Annotated in this window: 24 protein-coding genes; 19 read left to right on the top strand and 5 right to left on the bottom strand. The window is 63.6% G+C overall.

From position 1 onward, the window contains the following. Positions 1 to 126 precede the first annotated feature (126 nt). Positions 127 to 300: a Flp family type IVb pilin gene (locus CK220_RS30800; protein ID WP_095815108.1), complete on the bottom strand. Its 174-nt coding sequence runs from the start codon at positions 298 to 300 to the stop codon at positions 127 to 129. A gap of 356 nt (positions 301 to 656) precedes the next feature. Between CK220_RS30800 and CK220_RS30795 the strand changes: the two genes are divergently transcribed. From CK220_RS30795 to CK220_RS30785, 3 genes are all read left to right on the top strand, one after another. Next, complete coding sequence (locus CK220_RS30795) at positions 657 to 1,079, top strand: pilus assembly protein N-terminal domain-containing protein (protein ID WP_095815107.1); 423 nt, start codon at positions 657 to 659, stop codon at positions 1,077 to 1,079. 168 nt (positions 1,080 to 1,247) lie between these two features. Further along, positions 1,248 to 1,823, top strand: coding sequence for a TadE/TadG family type IV pilus assembly protein (locus tag CK220_RS30790; RefSeq protein WP_245429473.1), 576 nt, complete (start codon positions 1,248 to 1,250; stop codon positions 1,821 to 1,823). 128 nt (positions 1,824 to 1,951) lie between these two features. Next, positions 1,952 to 2,572: a TadE/TadG family type IV pilus assembly protein gene (locus tag CK220_RS30785; RefSeq protein WP_095815105.1), complete on the top strand. Its 621-nt coding sequence runs from the start codon at positions 1,952 to 1,954 to the stop codon at positions 2,570 to 2,572. Positions 2,573 to 2,576: 4 nt separating this feature from the next. On the opposite strand, the gene CK220_RS30780 is transcribed toward CK220_RS30785, so the two are convergent. Next, entirely contained in the window at positions 2,577 to 3,503 is a 927-nt protein-coding gene (locus tag CK220_RS30780) for a PhnD/SsuA/transferrin family substrate-binding protein (protein WP_095815110.1), read from the bottom strand. A 129-nt stretch (positions 3,504 to 3,632) separates the two neighbouring features. On the opposite strand from CK220_RS30780, the gene CK220_RS30775 reads away from it, so the two are divergent. The 11 genes from CK220_RS30775 (at position 3,633) to CK220_RS30725 (ending at position 15,156) form a co-directional block, all read left to right on the top strand. After that, positions 3,633 to 4,880, top strand: coding sequence for a phosphopentomutase (locus tag CK220_RS30775; RefSeq protein ID WP_095815104.1), 1,248 nt, complete (start codon positions 3,633 to 3,635; stop codon positions 4,878 to 4,880). Then, positions 4,864 to 5,754 carry a bifunctional DNA-formamidopyrimidine glycosylase/DNA-(apurinic or apyrimidinic site) lyase gene (gene mutM / locus CK220_RS30770; protein ID WP_095815103.1) on the top strand — a complete coding sequence of 297 codons (891 nt, stop codon included), beginning with the start codon at positions 4,864 to 4,866 and terminating at the stop codon, positions 5,752 to 5,754. Before CK220_RS30775 ends, mutM begins: the two co-directional genes overlap by 17 nt. A gap of 100 nt (positions 5,755 to 5,854) precedes the next feature. Continuing rightward, entirely contained in the window at positions 5,855 to 6,628 is a 774-nt protein-coding gene (locus CK220_RS30765) for an enoyl-CoA hydratase (protein ID WP_095815102.1), read from the top strand. A 246-nt stretch (positions 6,629 to 6,874) separates the two neighbouring features. Next, positions 6,875 to 7,141 carry a 30S ribosomal protein S20 gene (rpsT, locus tag CK220_RS30760; protein ID WP_066996401.1) on the top strand — a complete coding sequence of 89 codons (267 nt, stop codon included), beginning with the start codon at positions 6,875 to 6,877 and terminating at the stop codon, positions 7,139 to 7,141. 910 nt (positions 7,142 to 8,051) lie between these two features. Continuing rightward, positions 8,052 to 9,524, top strand: a complete 1,473-nt coding sequence (gene dnaA, locus CK220_RS30755) for a chromosomal replication initiator protein DnaA (protein ID WP_245429472.1) — start codon at positions 8,052 to 8,054, stop codon at positions 9,522 to 9,524. A 175-nt stretch (positions 9,525 to 9,699) separates the two neighbouring features. Next, on the top strand, positions 9,700 to 10,818 hold the full coding sequence (dnaN, locus tag CK220_RS30750) for a DNA polymerase III subunit beta (protein WP_095815100.1): 1,119 nt from the start codon (positions 9,700 to 9,702) through the stop codon (positions 10,816 to 10,818). A gap of 87 nt (positions 10,819 to 10,905) precedes the next feature. Further along, positions 10,906 to 12,066 carry a DNA replication/repair protein RecF gene (gene recF / locus CK220_RS30745; RefSeq protein WP_095815099.1) on the top strand — a complete coding sequence of 387 codons (1,161 nt, stop codon included), beginning with the start codon at positions 10,906 to 10,908 and terminating at the stop codon, positions 12,064 to 12,066. Between the two features lie 184 nt (positions 12,067 to 12,250). Continuing rightward, complete coding sequence (locus CK220_RS30740) at positions 12,251 to 13,006, top strand: molybdopterin-synthase adenylyltransferase MoeB (RefSeq protein ID WP_095815098.1); 756 nt, start codon at positions 12,251 to 12,253, stop codon at positions 13,004 to 13,006. 4 nt (positions 13,007 to 13,010) lie between these two features. Continuing rightward, on the top strand, positions 13,011 to 13,499 hold the full coding sequence (locus CK220_RS30735) for a GNAT family N-acetyltransferase (protein WP_095815097.1): 489 nt from the start codon (positions 13,011 to 13,013) through the stop codon (positions 13,497 to 13,499). Continuing rightward, a complete protein-coding gene (locus tag CK220_RS30730) occupies positions 13,496 to 14,749 on the top strand; it encodes an aconitase X catalytic domain-containing protein (protein WP_095815096.1) in 1,254 nt (417 codons plus the stop codon). The genes CK220_RS30735 and CK220_RS30730 overlap by 4 nt, the downstream gene beginning before the upstream one ends. Beyond that, complete coding sequence (locus tag CK220_RS30725; protein ID WP_095815095.1) at positions 14,746 to 15,156, top strand: DUF126 domain-containing protein; 411 nt, start codon at positions 14,746 to 14,748, stop codon at positions 15,154 to 15,156. The genes CK220_RS30730 and CK220_RS30725 overlap by 4 nt, the downstream gene beginning before the upstream one ends. 14 nt (positions 15,157 to 15,170) lie before the next feature. On the opposite strand, the gene CK220_RS30720 is transcribed toward CK220_RS30725, so the two are convergent. Then, on the bottom strand, positions 15,171 to 16,172 hold the full coding sequence (locus CK220_RS30720; RefSeq protein ID WP_095815094.1) for a D-glycerate dehydrogenase: 1,002 nt from the start codon (positions 16,170 to 16,172) through the stop codon (positions 15,171 to 15,173). Between the two features lie 270 nt (positions 16,173 to 16,442). On the opposite strand from CK220_RS30720, the gene CK220_RS30715 reads away from it, so the two are divergent. Next, positions 16,443 to 17,000 (top strand): SH3 domain-containing protein, encoded by a 558-nt coding sequence (locus CK220_RS30715; protein WP_095815109.1) that lies wholly within the window; start codon positions 16,443 to 16,445, stop codon positions 16,998 to 17,000. On the opposite strand, the gene CK220_RS30710 is transcribed toward CK220_RS30715, so the two are convergent. Together CK220_RS30710 and irrA are read right to left on the bottom strand one after the other, a co-directional pair. Then, a complete protein-coding gene (locus CK220_RS30710; protein ID WP_095815093.1) occupies positions 16,990 to 17,370 on the bottom strand; it encodes a DUF4260 domain-containing protein in 381 nt (126 codons plus the stop codon). The two genes, CK220_RS30715 and CK220_RS30710, sit on opposite strands and share 11 nt — an antisense overlap. 10 nt (positions 17,371 to 17,380) lie before the next feature. Beyond that, the gene (gene irrA, locus CK220_RS30705) at positions 17,381 to 17,812 is read right to left on the bottom strand and encodes an iron response transcriptional regulator IrrA (RefSeq protein ID WP_066996377.1); all 432 of its coding nucleotides are present in this window, start codon (positions 17,810 to 17,812) and stop codon (positions 17,381 to 17,383) included. 245 nt (positions 17,813 to 18,057) lie between these two features. On the opposite strand from irrA, the gene fabA reads away from it, so the two are divergent. The 4 genes from fabA (at position 18,058) to CK220_RS30685 (ending at position 22,401) form a co-directional block, all read left to right on the top strand. Further along, positions 18,058 to 18,573: a 3-hydroxyacyl-[acyl-carrier-protein] dehydratase FabA gene (gene fabA, locus CK220_RS30700; protein WP_027165888.1), complete on the top strand. Its 516-nt coding sequence runs from the start codon at positions 18,058 to 18,060 to the stop codon at positions 18,571 to 18,573. A 126-nt stretch (positions 18,574 to 18,699) separates the two neighbouring features. Further along, positions 18,700 to 19,920: a beta-ketoacyl-ACP synthase I gene (gene fabB, locus CK220_RS30695; protein WP_095815092.1), complete on the top strand. Its 1,221-nt coding sequence runs from the start codon at positions 18,700 to 18,702 to the stop codon at positions 19,918 to 19,920. A gap of 12 nt (positions 19,921 to 19,932) precedes the next feature. Next, on the top strand, positions 19,933 to 20,745 hold the full coding sequence (gene fabI, locus CK220_RS30690; protein WP_095815091.1) for an enoyl-ACP reductase FabI: 813 nt from the start codon (positions 19,933 to 19,935) through the stop codon (positions 20,743 to 20,745). Between the two features lie 102 nt (positions 20,746 to 20,847). Then, positions 20,848 to 22,401, top strand: coding sequence for a bifunctional diguanylate cyclase/phosphodiesterase (locus CK220_RS30685; RefSeq protein ID WP_095815090.1), 1,554 nt, complete (start codon positions 20,848 to 20,850; stop codon positions 22,399 to 22,401). The last annotated feature ends 145 nt before the right edge of the window (positions 22,402 to 22,546 follow it).

The raw sequence follows: 22,546 nt of genomic DNA, 5'->3' as shown, positions 1-22,546 counted from the left end.
TCGGGGGCGGGTCGCTTCAACATGACCCAGTGAATCAAAAACCCCCAGCAAACGCCAGGGGTTTGTCAGCAGTCTGAAGGGCCGCGGAGAGCGGCCCTTCTTTCCAAGACAATGAGCTAGCCCGGGTTAATTCGAGCCCGAGACCACGCTGGCGATGTGTTTGAACTTGGCATCCAGGGCATTGCCGAGCTGGCCCGCGCCGACCATGATGGCGAGCGCGATGAGGGCGGCGATCAGACCGTATTCGATGGCGGTCGCGCCGGATTCGTCCTTCACGAAACGTGCGATGAGGTTAGACATTCGAGAGCTCCTACTCCACGTGTTACAGCACTTCCGTCAACTTCTCTTGCCGGTTGATCGGATGTGCCAAATCTAGGGGGAAGCCCTTTCGATCGGCTTAATAAATACCCTTACCGATTCCTTTCCGGAAGCGATCGCGTTGCTTGGTTAACCGTGGCCTAAACCTCCAGAGGCGGACCGGCGGGCAGGAAAAGCGCGGAGATCCGGCCCATCCGCGAATTTCCCTAACACAGCGCCTGCTCTCGGCTCATGGCCCCGAGCCGGCCAATCCTTATCGCGGCCATGCGGCGCTTAACCGTCGGTTCACCAATTTCGTTCATGTTCCGTTGAACAGTCTGCCGCTCCGGAGCGCTTCCATGACCTTGTCGAGATCGCCATTTTCAGTCGTCGCGCTGCTGGCTGTCGCCGCATCCGTCATGCCGGCCAGCGCCGGCGCCGGCATCGAGGTCACCATGAATCAAGCAAAGATCGTCAAGTTGTCGCGCGCGGCCGATACGATCGTCGTCGGCAATCCGGCAATCGCCGATGCCGCGGTGCAGGATGCCTCGACGGTCGTTCTCACCGGCAAGGGTTTCGGCGTGACCAATCTGGTCGTGCTCGATTCCGATGGCAGCCCGATCATCGATGAGCAGGTGACGGTCGTCAGGCAAGCCGCGTCCTCGGTGCGCATCTATCGACGCGCCGAAGTCCAGACCATGTCCTGCACGCCCTATTGCGAAAGCTCATACAAGAGCGAGGCTGAGAAAACGTCCGAAACGGAAATGAACGCAGCCCGCTGAGCTTAACGACGCAAGCGCCCGCAGGTTAACAGCGGGTTAACGGCCGCCTGCCGAGTTTAACGCTCATCCAAACCGGACCTCAACGGGTGGTCGATTAGGTTGCAGCCGACATTGCAAAAGGATCGGCAGGAACGGAACATGAGCAAGGATCCGGCACCCAAGGGTGGCATGGACGGCAAGGCCGAGGCAAAGCCACGCCCCGGTTTCTTCAGTGACAGGCGCGGCAGCACGGCATTGGAATTCGCAATGCTGGCCATGCCGTTCGCCTTGCTCGTTTTCGCCATCCTGGAGAGCTGCATCTCGTTCGCCGGCCAAGAAGTGATGGCCAACGCCACCGACGATATCGCGCGCCAGTTGCGAACCGGCCAACTCAAGAAAGCCAACGTCACCGACGGCTCGATCAAGACGCTGATCTGCGACAGGCTGGAGATCATGGTCGCCACGAACTGCCCCGGTTCCGGGTCAAATGCTTCACTGCTGGTGGACCTGCGCGAATATCCGACCTTCGCCGACGCCGCGGCGGCGGGCTTCAAAATTCAGAACGGCGAAATCGTGCTGACGGGCACGAGCTCGACGACTTTCACGGTGTCTCCAGGGCTGGCGGAATCGAAGAACATGCTGCGGGTTTTCTACAAATGGCCAGTAATCACCGATTTTCTGGCCAAACAGATGGCCAATCTGAATGGCGGCAAGACGCTGCACTTCGCATCGGTGACCTGGCAGAACGAACCATTCGACGACTAAAGCAGGTCGCGTGACGCGACTTGCTTCAGCTTTTGATTTTCAGCATGCCTCCCGAAACTGGATCCACTTCGGGAGACATGCTTCAAGTTTGCGGCCGGCCGAGACTTGAGGCGGTGTGGGGGCAGGATATGTACCGTGCGGGGGCACAGCGGCGAATTTCGGCCTTCGTGGCGAAGGCGGCACGGTTTTGCCGCGATCGCCGCGGCGTCGCGGCAATCGAGTTCGCGTTCATCGTGCCGGTGCTGCTCATCATGTACTTCATCACGATGGAAGCCTCACAGGCCATCGAGACCAGCAAGAAGGTCAGCCGCATCGGCAGCATGGTGGCGGATCTCGTCACGCAGCAGACCAGCGTCACGAAAGCCGATCTCGACGCGATCATGAAGATCGGCACCTCGACGCTGCAGCCCTACAACCGCTCCACGCCGACGATCATCATTACCGGGATCCAGATCTCCGACGAGGCATCGCCCAAGGCGACGGTGGCCTGGTCGCGCAAGCTTGTGGGCACCACCTATAGCGCCGACGCAGCGAAGACCAGCCCCACCACCGTTCCGCCGACGCTGAATATCCGCAACACCTTCCTTGTCCGGGTGGAAAGCGGCCTCGGCTATAAGCCGATCATCACCTGGTCCGCCGACAGTTCGTCGACGCTTGGATTGACCTCGGCCTTCAACAACATATCGATGGGCGAAACATACTATCTGAGGCCGCGCCGCGGTCCTACGGTTCCTTGCACCGACTGCTGACGGGCTAATCCCCGCCAGTTTCCCGCCGCACGATGGCCAGGGCCGTTGCGTAGTCCTTTGATACGGCCAGTTCGAAGCCACCGGAGTGCGTCGGTTCCAGAAGATCGTAGACGTCCGGTGTCAGCGACTTGAGATTGGTCAGAAACACGGCCAGCCGGCGCTTGGCTTCGGCGTCGAGGTCGCTGCGCACGGCATGAGGACCGTATCGCAGCGGAGCCGAGTTCCACAGCACCCGAAGCGACGTCTTCGGGACGCCGGCGGCCTCGAGCCGCATGATCGTGCCGCCCGTATTGGTGGGCTGGCCATCGGCGCCGACAGGCTGCCAGCCGAACAGGCCGTCGGCTTCGCCGTCGCCGAGCATCGTCTCGGCCGCGGCGGCCGACGGCGCGCGCGCCAGGAAAGGTGAATCCTGCGCGATCTGCACGCCTTCGCCCGCCAGACTGGTCAGCGGCAGGAGAGAACCGGCGACATTGTCGGCGGGCGCGATTGCGATCCGATGCGAGGCGATCGCTGTGAGGCCCGGCACCTTGCCGTCGCGCGTCACCAGCACGGAACGGACGCCGGCGGCTCCATCGGCATCGATCGGAGCGACCAGCGGCTCGACACAGCCGCAGCGCTCCGAAGCCGTTGCATAGGCGAGCGCCGAATAGACCGCATACTGGATGCGGCCGCTCGCCTGAGCCTCGATCAACGCCGCATAGTCGCGAGCAACCACGAACTCGACCTTCATGCCGAGAGCGTTCGTATAGGCATCCGTCAAGCGGGCCAGACCAGGTAGCATGTTCCCGCCTTCAGGCTGGGCGACGATTCCTATGCGAAACGTGCCGATGTCGTCGCGCCAGTCGGCATGCGCCGGTGTGGCCGCGGAGAGCACCGCGAGAGCCGCCGCGCAGCTCCTCAATGCCTGGCTTGCCGCCAATCTTGCGCCCATGCCCATCCTCGCCGCACTCCCGCGATCCGCACCACTCTGGCGCCAAGCCGTTGCGGTTTGGTTTCCGATTTGCCAACGCCACTGCGGAACTCTATGTCTGACTGGTTATTTGGCATGATGGCACCCCCTATGGCGCGGGCATTCCTTTTCGTCCTCGATTCCTTCGGCATCGGCGGAGCGGCCGATGCCGAACGCTACGGCGATGCCGGCGCCAACACGTTCGGACACATTGCGCAGGCCTGCGCCGAGGGCCGTGCGGATCGTGAAGGCCTGCGCAGCGGCCCGCTCGCTGTGCCCAACATGATTTCGCTCGGGCTGGCGGGCGCGGCGCAAACGGCAACCGGGCTGACGGTGGACGTCGACACGCCGCTGCTTGGCGCGTCATTCCATGGCGCTGCCCAGGAGGTCTCGAGCGGCAAGGACACGCCGTCGGGCCATTGGGAGATTGCCGGCCTGCCCGTGCGTTTCGACTGGGGCTACTTTCCCGACACCGTGCCCACCTTCCCGGCCGAGCTGACCGGCGCGATCATCCGCGAAGGCAACGTGCCGGGCATCCTCGGCGATTGCCATGCGCCAGGAACCGAGATCATCGAGCGCTTCGGCGAGGAACACATCCGCACCGGCAAGCCCATCTGTTACACATCGGTCGACTCCGTGTTGCAGATCGCGGCGCACGAGACGCATTTCGGCCTGGAGCGGCTTTACGAGCTTTGCCTGACGGTGCGCCGGCTGGTCGATCGGCTCAAGATCGGGCGGGTGATCGCGCGGCCCTTCGTCGGCGAGACAAGCGCCACCTTCCAGCGCACCCACAACCGCCGCGACTATGCCGTGCCGCCGCCCGAGCCGACCTTGCTCGACCGGCTGACGGAGCGCGGCAGCAAGGTCATCGCCGTCGGCAAGATCGGCGACATCTTCGCCCATCGCGGCATCGCGGAGGTGCGCAAGGCCGGCGGCAACATGGCGATGTTCGACAAGGCGCTCTCCGCCATGGACGACGCAGGGGAAGGCGATCTGGTGTTTGCCAATTTCGTCGAGTTCGACACCGAGTTCGGCCATCGGCGCGATGTCGCCGGCTATGCCGGAGCGCTCGAGGCCTTCGATCGCCGGCTGCCGGAAGCGCTGTCGCGCATCAAACCGGGCGACCTTCTCATCCTAACCGCCGACCACGGCAACGATCCGACCTGGCGCGGCACCGACCATACCCGCGAACGCGTTCCGGTGATCGGCATCGGGCCGGGAGTGAAGGGCGGCGACATCGGGCTCAGGCCGACCTTCGCCGATATCGGCGAAACCGTCGCGGATCATCTCGGCCTTGCGCCTGGCCGCCACGGCACCTCTTTCCTCGCGACGATAGGCGGCCATGCCGGAACTGCCTGAAGTCGAAACGGTGCGGCGCGGGCTGCAGCCGGTTCTGGAAGGGGCGCGGCTCGTCAATGTCGAGGCGCGACGGCCAGACCTTCGCTTTCCCTTTCCCGAACGGTTCTCGGAGCGGCTTGCCGGCAAGACCGTAGCGGCGCTTGGCAGGCGCGCCAAATATCTGACGATGCACATCGAAGACGGTCCGGTGCTGATCTGCCATCTCGGCATGTCGGGATCGTTCCGCGTCGAAAACGCCGGGAACGGCCACATCCCCGGCAGCTTCCATCACGAGCGCGCGAAGAGCGCGGCGCATGACCACGTCGTATTCGATGTCGCCTCCCCGAAGGGCGAGCGGTCCCGCGTCATCTTCAACGACCCCCGCCGTTTCGGCTTCATGCTGTTTGCCGAAGGCGCGCCGGACACGCATCCAATGCTGGCGGGGCTGGGCATCGAGCCGACCGGCAATGCGCTCGACGGTCCCCTGCTCGCCTCGCTGCTCGAAGGCCGCAGATCGCCGCTCAAGGCCGCGTTGCTGGACCAGCGGCTGATCGCCGGGCTCGGCAACATATATGTGTCGGAAGCGCTGTGGCGCGCCGGCCTCTCGCCGCTGCGCGAAGCCGGCACCGTCGCCGCCTCCCGCAAGAAAGCGAAAGAGCAATGCGAGCGCCTGGCCGCGGCCATCCGCTCGGTCATCGCCGACGCGATCGCCGCCGGCGGATCCTCGCTGCGCGACTATGTCCAGGCAGACGGGTCGCTTGGCTATTTCCAGCATTCCTTCGCGGTCTATGACCGCGAAGGCGAGCCATGTCCGAAACCGGGCTGCAGTGGCCATATCGAGCGCATCGTGCAGAGCGGCCGATCGACCTTCTATTGCCGGACCTGTCAGCGGTGAGCCCTTCTTGTTTTGACGCAATTCCCCACGGAAAACCGCTCACACTTTTCCTGGAATTGCTCTAGACCGGTCTCCTCAATCGAAGCGAGGAGACGATGCCATGGCCTATGAAACCATTCTCGTGGAGACGCGCGGCAAGATCGGACTGATCACGCTGAACCGGCCGAAGGCGCTCAATGCCCTGAACTCGCAGGTGCTGGCCGAGATCGTGGCGGCGGTGAACGCGTTCGGCGCCGATGAGGGCATCGGCGCGATGGTGCTCACGGGTTCGGAAAAAGCCTTCGCGGCCGGCGCCGACATCAAGGAAATGCAGGCGATCTCTTTCGTCGACGCCTATACTCAAGACTTCTTCGGCAGGTGGGAGGAGCTCACCCGCGCGCGCAAGCCGATCATCGCGGCGGTCGCCGGCTATGCGCTTGGCGGCGGCTGCGAGCTGGCCATGATGTGCGATTTCATCATCGCCGCCGACAACGCAAAATTCGGCCAGCCCGAGATCACGCTCGGCGTCATGCCGGGTATGGGCGGATCGCAGCGATTGACCCGCTTCGTCGGCAAGTCGAAGGCGATGGACATGTGCCTGACCGGGCGGATGATGGACGCTGCCGAGGCCGAGCGCTGCGGACTGGTGTCGCGAGTGGTGCCGGCTGTCGAACTGGTCGAGGAGGCGCTGAAAGCGGCAGCGAAGATCGCCGAGTTTTCCCTGCCATCGGTGATGATGACGAAGGAAGCCGTCAACCGGGCATACGAGACGACGCTTGCCGAAGGTCTGCGCTTCGAGCGCCGCCTTTTCCATTCGCTGTTTGCGCTCGATGACCAGAAGGAAGGCATGGCCGCCTTCGTCGAGAAGCGGAAGCCGAATTTCGGCAACCGCTAGGGCATGTCGCCCCAAAGCGTGCCGCGATTTTGGAAAAAGCCTGGCATGCCCAAAGACAACGGCTTTAGGCGCGCGGACCCGTTTCAGCGCGGTGCGGCTTCAAGCCCCAAAAAGACCGCGAAGCGGCGTTGACGCGCCGGAAAAGCTGAACTATAAGCCGCACCAACCGAGGCGGCCCCGTGGCTGCCCGTTTGTTTTTTGCGCCCTGCGACCCGCTGGCGCCCACCAGATCAGAAGAGAGGCATCATGGCCAATACGTCCTCGGCCAAAAAGGCAACGCGCAAGATCGCCCGCCGCGCGGCGATCAACAAGAACCGTCGGTCGCGCGTCCGCACCTATGTTCGCCAAGTCGAAGAGGCGCTCGCCGCCGGCGACAAGGCTGCTGCGCTGGAAGCGTTCAAGGCCGCGGAGCCGGAATTGATGCGCGCCGCAACCAAGGGTGTCCTCCACAAGAACACGGCTTCCCGCAAGGTTTCGCGGCTGGCCCAGCGGGTCAAGGTGCTGTCGGCCTGACCGACTTCCCTTTAGAACCGTTATCCTTGAACCCGGCCGCACAGGCCGGGTTTTTTCGTTTGCCGGCAAGTACTTAAAAAGAACGGTCGGACAACGACGCTTGGACCGAATTTCAAAGTAGCGAATGTTTTGCCGGCATATACATAATCGCTCATGTCGTCGACCGCTGAATGCGGGCCCGGCCACAGGTTAGCCTGCCACAAATTCCATATATTTTTCAAAAGCTTACAGACGGTCGTCCACAGCTTGTTCAACTCGCGGAGGAGCGGCGGGGGACAAGTAGCTGTCAAGAGAATTATTTCAGAAAATTTCCGAAGGTGTGGCCTTTTTCACATTCCCCGGAAAAGGGTTTGAATCACAATGGCTTTATGAAAACGTGCCGCAGTGGCACCTGCTTTGAACACGTCTCCGGTAACCAGATTCGTTAAAAATCCGTTAGACGTGGCCTTGCCCTATCCACAGCGATTTCGGTAATGTCCATCCATCGAAGGGACGGGCACCTGCCCTCTGACCCAGCCTGAATCGGCCAGCAAAAAATGGCGGAATTCATGACGTGGAGCAATTCCGCGTGTGGCTTGGTTTGTCTCTTCGGTGCGGGTAGGGGACTGGCGTAATTGTACATGGCAGTCGACGTTGGGCCGGCGTTTTCGCCGGGCGGTGTTGTATTGTCTTGGCATGATCAAGCCGGCTTGCGAGAGCCGGCAGAGGTCCCTTGCGCAACGTTGCAACGATATCGCCGGCGGCGGCGATAGAGGCGCAGCGAAAAACGTCGCCGGACCAGGGTGCAGGAGGCGCACTCCCGGCGGAAAAAAGGGTACGAGAGACAAGGAACTTGATCATGCAGAGCGGCATCGAAGGGGAGATTGCGGGCGAACTCCCATTCCCAGCAACTATCGTCGGAGGGGACGACATGGCGGCATCCAGCGACGCTGAACAGAAGTTCGAGCGGGTCAAGGCCCAGTTGAAGGCACGTCTGGGAGCCGAGGTCTATTCGAGCTGGTTCGGCCGCATGAAGGTTGCCGAGGCGTCGCGCGGCGTAGTGCGCATCTCCGTACCGACCGCCTTCCTGCGGTCGTGGATCAACGGCCACTACCTCGATCTTATCGCCGAACTGTGGAGGCACGAGGATCCCGACCTTCTCAAGATCGAGATCGTCGTGCGGACCGCCACCCGGCAGGGCCGCAACAATGTCGGGCCGGAGATCGCGCCCGCGCGCAAGATGACCAAGCAGGCACAGACCGCGCTTGCCGCCGGCACCGCGAGCGCCGGTCGGGTGGAACGGACGCCGGCGCCCCGCCAGGGCGTGCCGGTGGAGACCGAGTTCCGCCACAATGTGCTGGGGTCGCCGCTCGACCCGCGCTACACTTTCGCTTCCTTCATCGAAGGGCCTTCGAACCGTGTTGCCTTCGCGGCCGCCAAGGCGGTGGCGGAATCGCAGTCGAGCGCGGTGCGCTTCAACCCGCTCTTCCTTCATGCGACCGTCGGCCTGGGCAAGACGCATCTGTTGCAGGCGATCGCGGCGGAATCGCTGCGGCACAATCCGAAATCGCGCGTGGTCTACCTGACGGCTGAATATTTCATGTGGCGCTTCGCCACCGCGATCCGCGACAACAATGCGCTGACGCTGAAGGAGCAGCTGCGCGACATCGATCTGCTGATCATCGACGACATGCAGTTCCTGCAGGGCAAGTCGATCCAGCACGAGTTCTGCCATCTCATCAACATGCTGCTCGACAGCGCCAAGCAGGTGGTGGTCGCCGCCGACCGGCCGCCGTCTGAACTGGAGTCGCTGGAGCCGCGGGTGCGTTCGCGCCTCAACGGCGGCGTGGCGCTCGAAATGTCGGCGCCGGATTTCGGCATGCGCCTCGGCATGCTGAAGCTGCGCCTTGCCACCGCCAAGGTCGACGATACCTCGCTCGACATTTCGGACGAGATCCTCGATCACGTCGCCAAAACGGTGACTGGCAGCGGGCGCGAGCTCGAAGGCGCCTTCAACCAGCTTCTGTTTCGCCAGTCCTTCGAGCCGCAGATCACTATCGACCGCATCGACGAGATCCTCGGCCATATCTACCGCTCGGGCGAGCCGAAGCGGGTGCGTATCGAGGACATCCAGCGCATCGTGGCGCGCCACTACAACGTATCGAAGACGGAACTGCTCTCAAACCGCCGCACGCGCACCATCGTCAAGCCGCGGCAGGTAGCGATGTATCTGTCCAAGGTGATGACGCCGCGCTCGCTGCCGGAGATCGGACGCCGTTTCGGCGGCCGCGATCACACGACGGTCCTGCACGCCGTGCGCAAGATCGAGGATCTTTCCGGCGCCGACAACACGCTGGCGCAGGAACTCGAACTACTCAGAAGGCTGATCAACGAGCAGGCCTGAGCGCTTCGCGCCCTTTATCCCCAGAAAGCCCGCGCAACCGGCTGGAACCGGTGCCGCGGGCTTGCGTTTGCAGGGGTTTTACTGTCAGCTTACATAGATTCTGAGCTTTTCGGAGCTTTCGCGGGACGCCGCTGCCCGGTGACCCGCCCATTCATTGAAGCGAGCCTGTTTCGTCATGCGTGTTATCCTGGAACGATCCAATCTCCTGAAGTCCCTCAACCACGTCCATCGCGTGGTGGAGCGGCGCAACACCATACCGATCCTGTCCAATGTGCTGCTCAGCGCCGAGGGCGCCAGCCTGGAAATGAAGGCCACCGACCTCGACCTCGAAGTGACGGAAGCCACGCCGGCCAAGGTCGAGCGCGGCGGCGCGACGACGGTTCCGGCGCATCTGCTCTACGACATCGTGCGCAAGCTCGCCGACGGCGCCGAGGTGATGCTGAAGACCGACGAGGACGGCAACGCGATGACCGTCACGTCCGGGCGCTCCAGCTTCCGCCTGCAGTGCCTGCCGCAGTCCGATTTCCCGGAGCTTTCGGCCGGCTCCTTCTCGCACATCTTCCGGCTCGATTCGGTGGCGCTGAAGGGTCTGATCGAGAAGACGCAGTTCGCTATCTCGACCGAAGAGACGCGCTACTATCTCAACGGCATCTTCCTGCACACGCACGAGGCGGGCGGCAAGCTGAAGCTGCGCTCGGTCGCGACCGACGGCCACCGCCTGGCGCGCGCCGAGATCGACGCGCCGGCAGGCTCCGAAGGCATGCCCGGCATCATCATCCCGCGCAAGACGGTGAGCGAGCTGCAGAAGCTGGTCGACGACCCGGATATCGCGGTGACGACGGAGCTGTCTGATACCAAGATCCGTTTCACCATCGGCAGCGTCATCCTGACCTCCAAGCTGATCGACGGCACCTTTCCGGACTATCAGCGCGTCATCCCGACCGGCAATGACAAGAAGCTGATCATCGACCGCCAGAGCTTCGCCGCCGCCGTCGACCGCGTCTCGACCATCTCGTCCGAGCGCGGCCGTGCGGTGAAACTGTCGATCAATGACGGCCAGCTCACGCTCGCCGTCAACAATCCGGATTCCGGCAGCGCAACCGAGGAACTGGCGGCCGACTACTCGTCCGACCCGATCGAGATCGGCTTCAACGCCAAATATCTGCTCGATGTCGCCGCCCAGCTCACCGGCTCCGAGGCCAAGTTCATGCTGGCGGATGCCGGGTCCCCGACGCTGATCCACGACATGGCCGACGAGACCGCGCTCTACGTGCTGATGCCGATGCGGGTCTAGGCTTTGTCTTTTTTGTTGACGCAATTCCGGACGGAAAACCGCTATGCGCTTTTCTTGGAATTGCTCTAGCGGGCCTCACATGTCGCCGTGACCTCGGACGCCAAACAGCTTCGGCAGCAGAGCTATATAAGTAAGCTTACACTTACAAACTTTCGCAACTATGCGGGACTTTCGCTTGAGCTCGGCCCCGGCGCTGTCGTGCTGTCCGGCGACAATGGCGCCGGCAAGACCAATCTGCTCGAAGCGGTCTCGCTGCTGACGCCGGGGCGCGGGCTGCGCCGCGCGCCTTACGCCGACGTGGCTCGCGAGGGCGGCGATGGCAGCTTTGCCTTGCATGCGCGCATCGAAGGACCGGAAGGCCAGGTCGAAATCGGCACCGGCATTTCCAGCGGCGATAGTGCCGGAGAAGGCGGCAGGCGCGTGCGCATCAACGGCGCAACGGCGAAATCGGCCGAGGATATGCTCGAATGGCTGCGGGTCGTCTGGCTGACGCCGGCGATGGACGGGCTGTTTCCAGGGCCGGCCGCCGACCGCCGCCGCTTCCTCGACCGGCTGGTGCTGGCGATCGACCCCGGCCATGGGCAGCGCGCGCTCGATTACGAGAAGGCGATGCGTGGCCGTAACCGTTTGCTTACGGAAGGCTCGCGCGACAGCGGCTGGTTCGACGCGATCGAGATGCAGATGGCCGAAACCGGGGTGGCGATCGCGGCGGCCAGGGCCGAGCTGGTGCGGCTGCTTGCCGCCATGATCGACAAGCTGCCGGGCAGCGGTCCATTTCCGCAGGCCGACATCAGCCTCGCCGGCGAATTGGAAAGCGAAATAGCCGTCACACCGGCAGTCGACGTCGAGGAGCGATTCCGCGCCATGCTCGCCAATGGCCGCGAGCGCGACCGCGCCGCCGGCCGCACGCTCGACGGTCCGCATCGCTCCGACCTCGTGGTCCGGCACCGGCCGAAGTCGATGCCGGCCGAATTGTGCTCGACCGGCGAGCAGAAGGCGCTGCTTGTCGGCATCGTGCTGTCGCATGCGAGGCTGACCGGCGAGATGTCGGGTCTGACGCCGATCCTGTTACTCGACGAGATCGCCGCACATCTCGATAGCGGCCGGCGCGCGGCGCTGTTTTCCATCCTCGAAGAGCTCAACTGCCAGGCCTTCATGACCGGCACCGACGCGGCGCTTTTTTCCAGCCTTGCCGGGCGGGCGCAATTCCTGACGGTCGATCACGGCAGCGTCGGACCAACCGGCTGATCTGTCGAAGAGCCAAAAGGCGTGGAGCTTACGCAACGGCTTCGCCTTGCTGCGGGACAAGGCTTCGCCTTGCCGTGCACGACGCCGCGGGACAAGGCTTCGCCTTGCCCGTACAGATGCTGCGGGACAAGGCTTCGCCTTGCCCGTACATGACAAGGTTTCCTGCCCGCTATATGGTCCGGCCATGACCAACGCTGCCCTGACCGACGAAGAGCTTGAGCGCTATGCCCGCCACATCGTGCTGCCCGAAATCGGCGGCCCCGGGCAGCAGAAGCTGAAGCGGGCCAGGGTGCTGGTCATCGGGGCCGGCGGGCTGGGCGCGCCGGTGCTCGAATATCTTGCCGCAGCCGGCGTCGGCACGCTCGGCATCGTCGACGACGATGATGTCTCGCTTTCCAACCTGCAGCGGCAGGTGATCCATGGCAGCGACACGATCGGCATGGCCAAGACCGACAGCGCTTCGGCGGCGATCATGCGCATCAACCCCAATGTCAGGGTGGAACTGCATCGCCTCAGACTGACCGAGCAAAATGCCCCTGCCCTCGTCGCCCAATACGATATCGTGGTCGACGGCTCCGACAATTTCGAGACACGCTATGCTCTGGCCGATGCCTGCGCCCAGGAAAAGAAGCCCCTAGTCACCGCCGCCGTCGGCCGCTTCGACGGCTCGGTGACGGTGCTGAAGCCATTTGAAACGGGCGCCGACGGGAAGCGCAATCCAGGCTACCGCGACCTTTTTCCGGAAGCGCCGCCCGAAGGGCTGGTGCCATCCTGCGCCGTTGCCGGCATCGTCGGCGCGCTCACGGGCGTCATCGGCACGCTGGAGGCGATGGAGGCGGTCAAGCTGATCGCCGGCATCGGCGAGCCGCTGGTCGGCCGGCTGCTGCTTTACGACGGGCTCACGGCCCGATTCGACACCGTCCGCTACAAGGCGGTCTGAGCGCATGGATCGGATGGCCACTCTCCTCGTCAGCGAGCTTCCGCCCGACTTCGCGCAGTGGGACGAATTGCTGGCGCTGATCGGGCGCGCCTTCGCCTATATGGACGGCGTCATCGAGCCGCCATCCTCGGCGCATCGGCTCACGCCCGAAAACCTCAAGAGCAAGGCGGGGCAAGAAGCGGCGTTCCTGGCCTTGGAGAACAGCCGGATCGTCGGTTGTGTCTTTGCGTCGGAGAGGGCAGACGATTTCTATGTCGGCAAGCTTGCCGTCGAGCCTGGCCTTCAGGGGCGAGGCATAGGCGGGCGGCTGATGCAGGCGGTCGAGGATCTTGCCCACCGGCGCGGCAAGCAGGCCCTCGAGCTGCAGACGCGTATAGAGCTTACGGCGAACCACGCGGCCTTCGCCCGGCTCGGCTTTCGCGAGACCGGGCGCACCGCGCATGAGGGTTACGACAGGCCGACCTCGATCACCATGCGCAAGGTGCTGTCTTGAGCCTCGCGCTCAGCCCGGAGGAACAGGCAACCGCCGCCGGTCACGACGGCGCGGGAATGGCGATGCGCATCGTCGCCGAAAGCGCGCGCCTGCTTGGCGCGCCGCGGCTGATCCCGATCTGTTCGGCGCATATCGACGGCGCGCTCTATCACGGCGATTCCGGCACGCTGTTCGCCGAGCGGCTGGTCGAAGGCGGCGCCAGGGTCGCGGTGCGCTCGACGCTCAATGTCGGGGCCCTCGACCTGATGGGCTGCTCGCGCATCCGCCTCGAAGAGCCGCAGCGCGGCATGGCGCGACGGATGATGGAGGCTTACCGCAAGCTCGGCTGCGAGCAGAGCTGGACCTGCGCGCCCTATCAGGCCGGGCACAGGCCGGCACAGGGCAGCGATGTCGCCTGGGGCGAGTCCAATGCGGTGGTGTTCTGCAATTCGGTGCTGGGCGCCCGCACCAACCGCTACGGCGATTTCCTCGACATCGCCTGCGCCATCACCGGCCGCGCGCCGGATTATGGCCTGCACCGGGCCGAGAACCGCCGGGCGAGGCTGGTGTTCGACGTCTCGGGCCTATCGCCTTCCTTCCTCGCTTCCGAGATCGCCTGGCCGGTGCTGGGCAGCCTCTATGGCCGCGAGATCGGCGATACGATCGGCGTCGTCACCGGCATCGCCAATCACCCCGGCGAGGACGCGCTGAAGGCCTTCGGCGCCGCGGCCGCTTCATCCGGCGCGGTCGGGCTGTTCCACATTGCAGGCGTCACGCCCGAGGCCCCCAACGTCGAGACCATTCTGGCCGGGCCGGAACCGGAGGCGATGATCCACGTCACGCCGCAGATGGCGGCGAAGGCTCGCGCCGGCCTGTCGACGGCGGCGGCGCCGAAAACCATCGATGCCGTCGCCATCGGCAGCCCGCATCTATCTTTTGCCGAGTTCGACATGCTGGAGCGGCTGATTGCCGGAAGACGGCTTGCCGTGCCGATCTATGCCTGCACCGGCCGGCACGTGCTTGGCTTGCTGGAGCAAGACGGCCGGCGGAAGAGGCTCGAAGCAAGCGGGGTCCTCATCGTCGCCGACACATGCGTGGTGGTGACGCCGATCATGCCGGAACTCGCCGGCGGCGTGCTGATGACCAATTCGGGCAAGTTCGCGCATTACGCTCCGGGCAACACCGGCTATGCGGTGCTCTATGCCGCGCTCGCCGATTGCGTCGAAAGCGCGGTCGCCGGCAAGCCGTGCTTCACGGACCTCGCCGCATGACCGCTGCCGAGATCCTGGTGCCGGGCAAGGCCGGCGAAGGCGAAGCGCTGGTGCTGACGGCGCCGATCAGCTTCTGGGGCGGCGTCGACGCCAAGACAGGTCGCATCGCCGATGTCCGCCACCCGCAGCATGGCGAGGTGATTTCCGGCCGGGTGCTGTTCCTGCCGGGCACGATCGGCTCGTCGTCGGCTTCGGCAGTGCTGATGGAGCTGGTCCACAACGGCCAAGCGCCGGCAGCGCTCGTCCTGCACGAGCCGGACGCCATTCTTCTGCTCGGCCTGATCGTCGCGCGGGAAATGGGCTGGGAGACGCCTATGGCGGTGCGGCTGGGACGCGGTTTGTTCGACACCTATCGGGGAAACACCGTCAAAGTCGCCAACGACGGCGTCCTGAGCGTCGCCGCCTGAAACAACCCGGGTTTTCAGGTCCTGAGCGGCAGCACGCGGTCCGGCGGGCGATGGCCGTCGAAGAAGGCGCGAATGTTGATGATCACCTTCTCGCCCATATCGATGCGGCCTTCGAGCGTTGCCGAGCCCATATGCGGCAAAAGAACGACCTTGCCCTTGTGGGCGAGCTTCAGCAGCTTGCTGTTCAGCGCCGGCTCGTGCTCGTACACGTCGAGGCCGGCGCCGGCGATCTTGCCGTCCTGGATGAGCTTGATCAGCGACTCTTCGTCGATGATGTCGCCGCGCGCGGTGTTGACGATGTAGGCCGCCGGCTGCATCAGCGCCAGCCGCCGGGCCGACAGCAGATGAAAGGTCGCCGGCGTCGACGGGCAGTTGACCGAGATGATATCCATGCGGGCGAGCATCTGATCGAGGCTTTCCCAATAGGTCGCTTCCAATTCGTCCTCGACCGCCGGCAGCACGCGGTGGCGGTTGTGATAGTGGATGGACAGCCCGAACGCCTTGGCGCGCCTGGCGACCGCCGTGCCGATACGGCCCATGCCGACGATACCGAGGCGCTTGCCCCAGATGCGGCGGCCGAGCATCCAGGTCGGCGACCAGCCGGCCCATTTCTTCTCGCCGGTCAGCACGTTGGCACCCTCGGCCAGCCTGCGCGGCACGGCGAGCATCAGCGCCATGGTCATGTCGGCGGTGTCTTCGGTGAGCACATTCGGCGTGTTGGTGACGGTGATGCCTTTCTTGGCCGCCGCCGAGACATCGATCTTGTCGACGCCGTTGCCGAAATTGGCGATCAGCTTGAGGTTATCGCCGGCCTGGGCGATCAGCGCGGCATCGATGTGGTCGGTGATCGTCGGGACCAGCACGTCGGCTTCCTTGACCGCCGCGACCAACTCCGGCTGGGTCATCGGCCGGTCCTCGACATTGAGGCGCGCGTCGAACAGCTCGCGCATGCGGGTTTCCACGGGATCGGGCAGCTTGCGCGTGATGACGACGAGGGGCCGTTTTTTGCCTGCCATTGTTTCCCCGAAGCTTGCTAGATCAGAATGACGGTTCGTTGAATCGTCACTCTGATCCTACTCTTTTTTGGAGCATGATCTTTTCCGAAAACCGGTTCCCACTTTATCGGGATCATGCTCTCGAAACCGATCTCGTTGAGACCTCTTTAACCAAGACAAGCGAAACTTGAAGCCAGTCGCGGTATCAGCCCACTCCTGTAACAAGCGGTGCCGCCGAAGACAAAGAAAAAGGGGCGCTCATCCAACGGACCGGCGCCGAAAGGAATGAAAGTGTCTGGTTTCGCCTCGCTCCGCCTGGCTTTCAGCGCAGCCGTTCTCGGCACTCTGCTTGGGGTGCCGCAGGCATCCGCGCAAGGCGCGGCCACGCCGGCGCAAACCGTGACGCTGGGGCCGAGCGGCCTGCCGCTGCCGCGCTTCGTCAGCCTGAAGTCCGGACGCGTCAACTCGCGCGTCGGTCCGGGCGCCAACTATTCCGTCGACTGGATGTATATGAAGGCCGGACTGCCGATGGAAATCATCCAGGAATTCGACACCTGGCGCCGGGTGCGCGACGCCGACGGCTCCGAAGGCTGGATCAACCAGTCGCTGCTTTCGGGCCGCCGCACCGCGATCGTCGCCCCCTGGCAGCGCGGCAAGGGCGGCCGAATCAATCTGCTCGACGATCCCAACAAGGACGCCGGCGTTGTCGCCATCCTCGAGCCAGGCGTCATGGGCTCGATCAAGAAGTGCGACGGCCAGTGGTGCGAGATGACCTTCGACGGCCATACCGGCTGGGTCGCCCAGTCGCAGGTCTGGGGCGCCTATCCGGGCGAAAAGGTCAAGAACTGATCGTGCTCCGGTCGCGTCCGATGCGGCCGAGATGCGTATCCTGAAAACCAGTGGGAAGCTTCAGGCCGTAGCCGAGAGCGCGGTCGATGGCGATGTGGGCGATCCAAATGAGCGCCACAGCGGTGGTGACCGGATCGGCAAGCAGGATGCCGGCAAGCGCCAGAACGAGCGGAGCAATCAGCATGTGCAGGGCGTTGTAAGCTATCGCGCCGATCCGCGGCCCGGCGAGATAGCCGAGCATCGACAGGTCCGGCGCCAGGATGAGCAGCGCGAACAGCCACCAGGACACCCCGGTCATTTCGTAGAAGATAACGGCCGCCGCGGCTACCGCGGCCCATTCGAGCCGTATCGCCAGATCGACGGGCCTCATGGCGAGCAGATCAGTCGCGGCGCTTGGGGCGCAGCCTCACCACGATATCGACATTGGCGATCTCCATGCCTTCCGGAGGCTCCGGCAGGTTGGAGACGCTCACCGGGCCGCTGGCGATATCGAAGATTCGGTTCTCGCCCTCGACATAGAAGTGGTGGTGATCGGAAGTGTTGGTGTCGAAATAAGTTTTCGACCCTTCGACGGCGAGGATGCGCAGCATACCGGCCTGGGTGAATTGATGAAGGGCATTGTAGACGGTGGCCAGCGAAACCGGCACGCCGGCGGCGATCGCCTCTTCATGCAATTCCTCGGCCGAAAGGTGACGGTCGCCCTTGGCGAAAAGCAGGTCGGCCAGCGCAATGCGCTGGCGCGTCGGCCTCAGGCCGGCTTCGCGAACCCGCTTGTCCACAGCGACATTTTCCTTCCGGCAGCCCGAATCCATCTATCCCGTCTAAGCTTGCAGCCCAGCCCCATAGACCGGTCCAGAATGGCAAAAAGAGCTCAATGCCAAAAACTGGACACCACCCGACATATATTCTGTCGCCCAAATGCGATCAATAGCGCGCATTGACCCAGGCAGGCGCACGGGTTAAGCGCAAACGCCGGTTTCCGGCCGCAAACAGAGTGTGTTAGGAAACCAACGACATGGGCGCCCTGCCGCCCGGAACGAGAACGGGGACGGAATTAATGGCGGGTCAAAAGTCCAGCTACGACTATGAGGAACTGCTTGCCTGCGCCCGCGGCGAGCTGTTCGGACCGGGAAACGCCCAGCTGCCCTACCCGCCGATGCTGATGTTCGACCGCATCACCGAGATCAGCGAGACCGGCGGCGCCTTCGACAAGGGCTTCATCCGTGCCGAGTTCGACATCAAGCCGGATCTTTGGTTCTTTGCCTGCCATTTCATCGGCAATCCGATCATGCCGGGCTGCCTCGGCCTCGACGCCATGTGGCAATTGACCGGCTTCTATCTCGGCTGGCTCGGCGAACCCGGCAAAGGCATGGCGCTGTCGACCGGCGAGGTGAAGTTCAAGGGCATGGTGACGCCGTCGGTCAAGAAGGTCGAATATGGCGTCGACTTCAAGCGCGTGATGCGTGGCCGCCTCGTGCTCGGCATCGCCGATGGCTGGCTCAAGGCGGATGGCGAACCCATATACGCGGCAACGGATCTGAAGGTGGGCCTGTCCAAGCAGTCCGCCGCCTGATCGCCATCGCCACGGGCCCTCGCGTGTCCGACGGATGCGCAAGGACGCCGCGGCAGTTTATTTGCGTATGATCGAAGGCGGAAACCAATTAGGTTTTTCGCCAAACTACGCCGGAAGGAGTTGCGAATGAGACGCGTCGTAGTGACAGGCCTCGGCATTGTGTCGTCGATCGGCAACAACGCCAATGAGGTGCAGGCCTCGCTTTACGATGCCAAGTCCGGCATCAGCTTTTCCAATTCCTTCGCCGAGCACGGTTTCCGTTGCCAGGTGTGGGGGGCGCCGACACTCGACCCGTCGGCGATGATCGACCGCCGCGCCATGCGTTTCCTGAGCCAAGGCGCTGCCTGGAACCATGTCGCCATGGATCAGGCGATCGCCGACGCCGGTCTCGGCGAGAGCGACATCACCAATGAGCGGACCGGCATCGTCATGGGCTCCGGCGGACCGTCGACCAGGACCATTGTGGAAGCCGCCGAAACGACGCTCAAGAATGGCAGCCCGAAGCGTATCGGTCCGTTCGCGGTGCCGAAGGCGATGTCGTCGACCGCTTCGGCCACTTTGGCCACCTGGTTCAAGATCCACGGCGTGAATTACTCGATCTCGTCCGCCTGCTCGACCTCCGCGCATTGCATCGGCAATGCCTATGAGCTGATCCAGTGGGGCAAGCAGGATATGATGTTCGCCGGCGGTCACGAGGATCTCGACTGGACGATGTCGGACCTGTTCGACGCCATGGGCGCCATGTCGTCGAAATTCAATGACAAGGCATCGGCCGCTTCGCGCGCCTATGATGTCAACCGTGACGGCTTCGTCATCGCCGGCGGCGCGGGCGTGCTGGTGCTGGAAGAGCTGGAGCACGCCAAGGCACGCGGCGCCAAGATCTATGCCGAGATCGTCGGCTACGGCGCGACCTCCGACGGCTACGACATGGTGGCACCGTCCGGCGAAGGCGCCGTGCGCTGCATGCGGCAAGCCCTTGCAACTGTCTCGACGCCGGTCGACTACATCAACACGCACGGCACATCGACGCCGGTCGGCGATTCCAAGGAAATGGGCGCCATTCGCGAGGTGTTCGGCGACCCGATGCCGTATATCACCTCGACCAAGTCGCTGACCGGCCATTCGCTCGGCGCCGCCGGCGTCCAGGAATCGATCTACTCCATCCTGATGATGCAGGGCGGCTTCATCGGCGAGAGCGCCCATATCGAGGAGCTCGATCCCGAATTCGAGGGCATGCCGATCGTGCGCAAGCGCATCGACAACGCCAAGATCGACACCGTCCTGTCCAATTCCTTCGGGTTCGGTGGCACCAACGCAACGCTAATTTTCCAGCGCCATTCCGCATAAGGATTGCCTTTTATGGAAGGGTTGATGAAGGGCAAGCGCGGGCTTGTCATGGGGGTCGCCAACGATCATTCGATCGCCTGGGGCATCGCCAGGAAATTGTCCGAACACGGGGCGGAACTTGCCTTCACCTATCAGGGCGACGCCTTCGGGCGGCGGGTCAAGCCGCTGGCCGAGAAGCTCGGCGCCTCGCTGGTCGTGCCTTGCGACGTCGAGGACAGCGCCTCGGTCACCGCAACCTTCCAGACGCTTCGCGAAGCCTGGGGCGGGCTTGATTTCGTCGTCCACGCCATCGGCTTCTCCGACAAGAACGAGCTCAAGGGCCTCTACGCCGACACCAGCCGCGACAACTTCGTCCGCACAATGGTGATCTCCTGCTATTCCTTTACCGAGATCGCCCGCAACGCCGCCGCGCTGATGACGAATGGCGGCTCGATGATCACGCTGACCTATGCCGGGTCGGTGCGGGTGATGCCGAACTACAATGTCATGGGCGTCGCCAAGGCCGGGCTGGAGGCGAGCGTGCGCTATCTCGCCAATGATTACGGCCCGCGCGGCATTCGGGTGAACGGCATCTCAGCAGGACCGGTGCGGACGCTCGCCGGCTCCGGGGTATCCGACGCACGCCACATGTTCTCCTATCAGCAGCGCAATTCGCCGCTGCGGCGGACCGTCACCATCGACGAGGTCGGCGGCTCGGCGCTCTACCTGCTGTCCGATCTGTCTTCGGGGGTCACCGGCGAGATTCACTATGTCGATTCCGGCTATCACATCGTCTCCATGCCGACGCTCGAGGAATTGAAGCAGAACGACGGCGCCCGCGAATGATTCGCTAACGAAAAAAGCACCTTCCAGTAAAATTGGAGGCATTGGCGGAAACCCATTTTAAGGAGGTATCCGCTAAACGGCCCTGTAGTTCAGGGACCTTGCATGTCGTCAGTCAGCAACCCGAAGCGAACACCGCTGTTCCGGCTGATCACCATCGCCAGCTCGGCCATGGGCAGTTTTATCCTCGGGCTCTGGGGTCTGCGGTTCGGCTTCGGCGACGGCCTGGCCGGCATGTCTGCCGAGACGATGGCGGGCATCATCGCCGCGCTCTGCGCCCTTTCCGCCGGCGGCGCCGCCATGTCCTTCTTCGCAGGCATCGATGAATCGGCCGAATACGTCTTCAAGGAAACCCATTTCGACAAGATGACCGGCCTGCTGACGCGCCAGGCGATCGTCGGAAAGGTCGCGGCGGCGGCAGCGGAAACGCTGGAGACCGGCGAACCGGTCTATTTGATCGATATCGACATCGACCGCTTCAAGCAGATCAACGACGCCATCGGCTACAGTCATGGCGACGAGCTGATCCGCGCCTTCACCAAAAGGCTGAAGGAGAGCATGCCGGAAGATGCCGTGATCGGACGGCTCGGCGCCGGCGAATTCGCCGTGCTCTTGCCGGACCGTGAGATCCGGGGATATCTCGAGCGGTTCCTCGAAACATTCATCAACCGCATGATGGAGCCCTACCAGCTCCAGACGCATCTGCAGTCGGTCAGCATGTCCGTCGGTATCGTGGCGATGCCGAAGGACGGCGTCGATCCGGTGCTCATCCTTCGCCGCTCGAACCTGGCGCTGCAGAATGCGCGCGCAAGCGGCATCGGCAACTGGTCGGTCTTCCACGCCGACATGGGCCGCGTTGCGGACCACCGGCAATGGATTGAATCGGAGCTGAAAACCGCCTTCGACCGCGGCGACTTCAGCCTCCACTACCAGCCGCAATTCGACCTCCAGGGCGGCCGCGTCGTCGGCTATGAAGCGCTGATCCGGTGGAAGCATCCGGAGCGCGGCATGATCCCGCCGATGGAATTCATTCCGATCGCCGAGGAAACCGGCATGATCAACCCCATCGGCGAATGGGTGCTGCGCAAGGCCTGCAGCGACGCCCAGTACCTGCCGGAGGATTGCTTCGTCGCCGTCAACATCTCGCCGGTCCAGTTCATGACCAGGGACTTCGTCGGTATCGTGCGCGAGACCATGACATCGACCGGCATCAAGCCGTCGCGGCTGGAACTCGAAGTCACCGAAACGGCGATGATGCAGGACCGCGACCGCGCGGCCGTCATCCTGCGGCAACTCGCCGAGATGGGCATCTCGGTCGCCGTCGACGATTTCGGCACCGGCTACTCCAACCTGAGCTATCTGATCGACTTCTCGTTCGGCAAGTTGAAGATCGACCGCTCCTTCGTCAGCCGCATCGACACCGATTCCAGCTCGGGCGCTGTCGTCTCGACCATCGTCGGGCTGTCGCGGGCGCTCGGTGTCGGCATCATCGCCGAAGGCGTCGAGACCGAGAACCAGGCGACGCTGCTGAGAGCCGCCGGTTGCGAGGTCGTGCAGGGCTATCTGTTCGGCCGCCCCGCTCCGCTCGAGATCGAGCTCGGCGCGGTGCGCCCCGTTCATGACAGGCGCGAGCCGGCACGCCTCGTCAGCCTACAGTAGGGCGCTGCGCTCTTTTCCTGGAGCAATTCCGGACGGAAGACCCTCTACACTTTCGAGGATTTAGAGCTGGATGATTTTAGGTTGAACAGTATCCGGCGTTTTCGAAGTAGTTGGTGCATTCGGTTGCGGTGAGGCCATCGAGGAT

It is taken from the genome of Mesorhizobium sp. WSM3860 (assembly GCF_002294995.1).
Taxonomy (GTDB): domain Bacteria; phylum Pseudomonadota; class Alphaproteobacteria; order Rhizobiales; family Rhizobiaceae; genus Mesorhizobium.
This window is presented reverse-complemented; position numbering and strand designations above follow the sequence as displayed.

Bases quoted from the DNA above. Each gene is read 5' to 3' on its own strand.
- mutM (WP_095815103.1), top strand. From the start codon at position 4,864: ATGCCGGAACTGCCTGAAGTCGAAACGGTGCGGCGCGGGCTGCAGCCG.
- dnaA (WP_245429472.1), top strand. From the start codon at position 8,052: ATGGCGGCATCCAGCGACGCTGAACAGAAGTTCGAGCGGGTCAAGGCC.
- rpsT (WP_066996401.1), top strand. From the start codon at position 6,875: ATGGCCAATACGTCCTCGGCCAAAAAGGCAACGCGCAAGATCGCCCGC.
- fabI (WP_095815091.1), top strand. From the start codon at position 19,933: ATGGAAGGGTTGATGAAGGGCAAGCGCGGGCTTGTCATGGGGGTCGCC.
- CK220_RS30710 (WP_095815093.1), bottom strand. From the start codon at position 17,370: ATGAGGCCCGTCGATCTGGCGATACGGCTCGAATGGGCCGCGGTAGCC.
- CK220_RS30795 (WP_095815107.1), top strand. From the start codon at position 657: ATGACCTTGTCGAGATCGCCATTTTCAGTCGTCGCGCTGCTGGCTGTC.
- CK220_RS30735 (WP_095815097.1), top strand. From the start codon at position 13,011: ATGGATCGGATGGCCACTCTCCTCGTCAGCGAGCTTCCGCCCGACTTC.
- CK220_RS30780 (WP_095815110.1), bottom strand. From the start codon at position 3,503: ATGGGCGCAAGATTGGCGGCAAGCCAGGCATTGAGGAGCTGCGCGGCG.
- CK220_RS30720 (WP_095815094.1), bottom strand. From the start codon at position 16,172: ATGGCAGGCAAAAAACGGCCCCTCGTCGTCATCACGCGCAAGCTGCCC.
- dnaN (WP_095815100.1), top strand. From the start codon at position 9,700: ATGCGTGTTATCCTGGAACGATCCAATCTCCTGAAGTCCCTCAACCAC.
- irrA (WP_066996377.1), bottom strand. From the start codon at position 17,812: ATGGATTCGGGCTGCCGGAAGGAAAATGTCGCTGTGGACAAGCGGGTT.
- CK220_RS30790 (WP_245429473.1), top strand. From the start codon at position 1,248: ATGGACGGCAAGGCCGAGGCAAAGCCACGCCCCGGTTTCTTCAGTGAC.
- fabB (WP_095815092.1), top strand. From the start codon at position 18,700: ATGAGACGCGTCGTAGTGACAGGCCTCGGCATTGTGTCGTCGATCGGC.
- CK220_RS30800 (WP_095815108.1), bottom strand. From the start codon at position 300: ATGTCTAACCTCATCGCACGTTTCGTGAAGGACGAATCCGGCGCGACC.
- fabA (WP_027165888.1), top strand. From the start codon at position 18,058: ATGGCGGGTCAAAAGTCCAGCTACGACTATGAGGAACTGCTTGCCTGC.
- CK220_RS30740 (WP_095815098.1), top strand. From the start codon at position 12,251: ATGACCAACGCTGCCCTGACCGACGAAGAGCTTGAGCGCTATGCCCGC.
- CK220_RS30765 (WP_095815102.1), top strand. From the start codon at position 5,855: ATGGCCTATGAAACCATTCTCGTGGAGACGCGCGGCAAGATCGGACTG.
- CK220_RS30785 (WP_095815105.1), top strand. From the start codon at position 1,952: ATGTACCGTGCGGGGGCACAGCGGCGAATTTCGGCCTTCGTGGCGAAG.
- CK220_RS30725 (WP_095815095.1), top strand. From the start codon at position 14,746: ATGACCGCTGCCGAGATCCTGGTGCCGGGCAAGGCCGGCGAAGGCGAA.
- CK220_RS30775 (WP_095815104.1), top strand. From the start codon at position 3,633: ATGGCGCGGGCATTCCTTTTCGTCCTCGATTCCTTCGGCATCGGCGGA.
- CK220_RS30685 (WP_095815090.1), top strand. From the start codon at position 20,848: ATGTCGTCAGTCAGCAACCCGAAGCGAACACCGCTGTTCCGGCTGATC.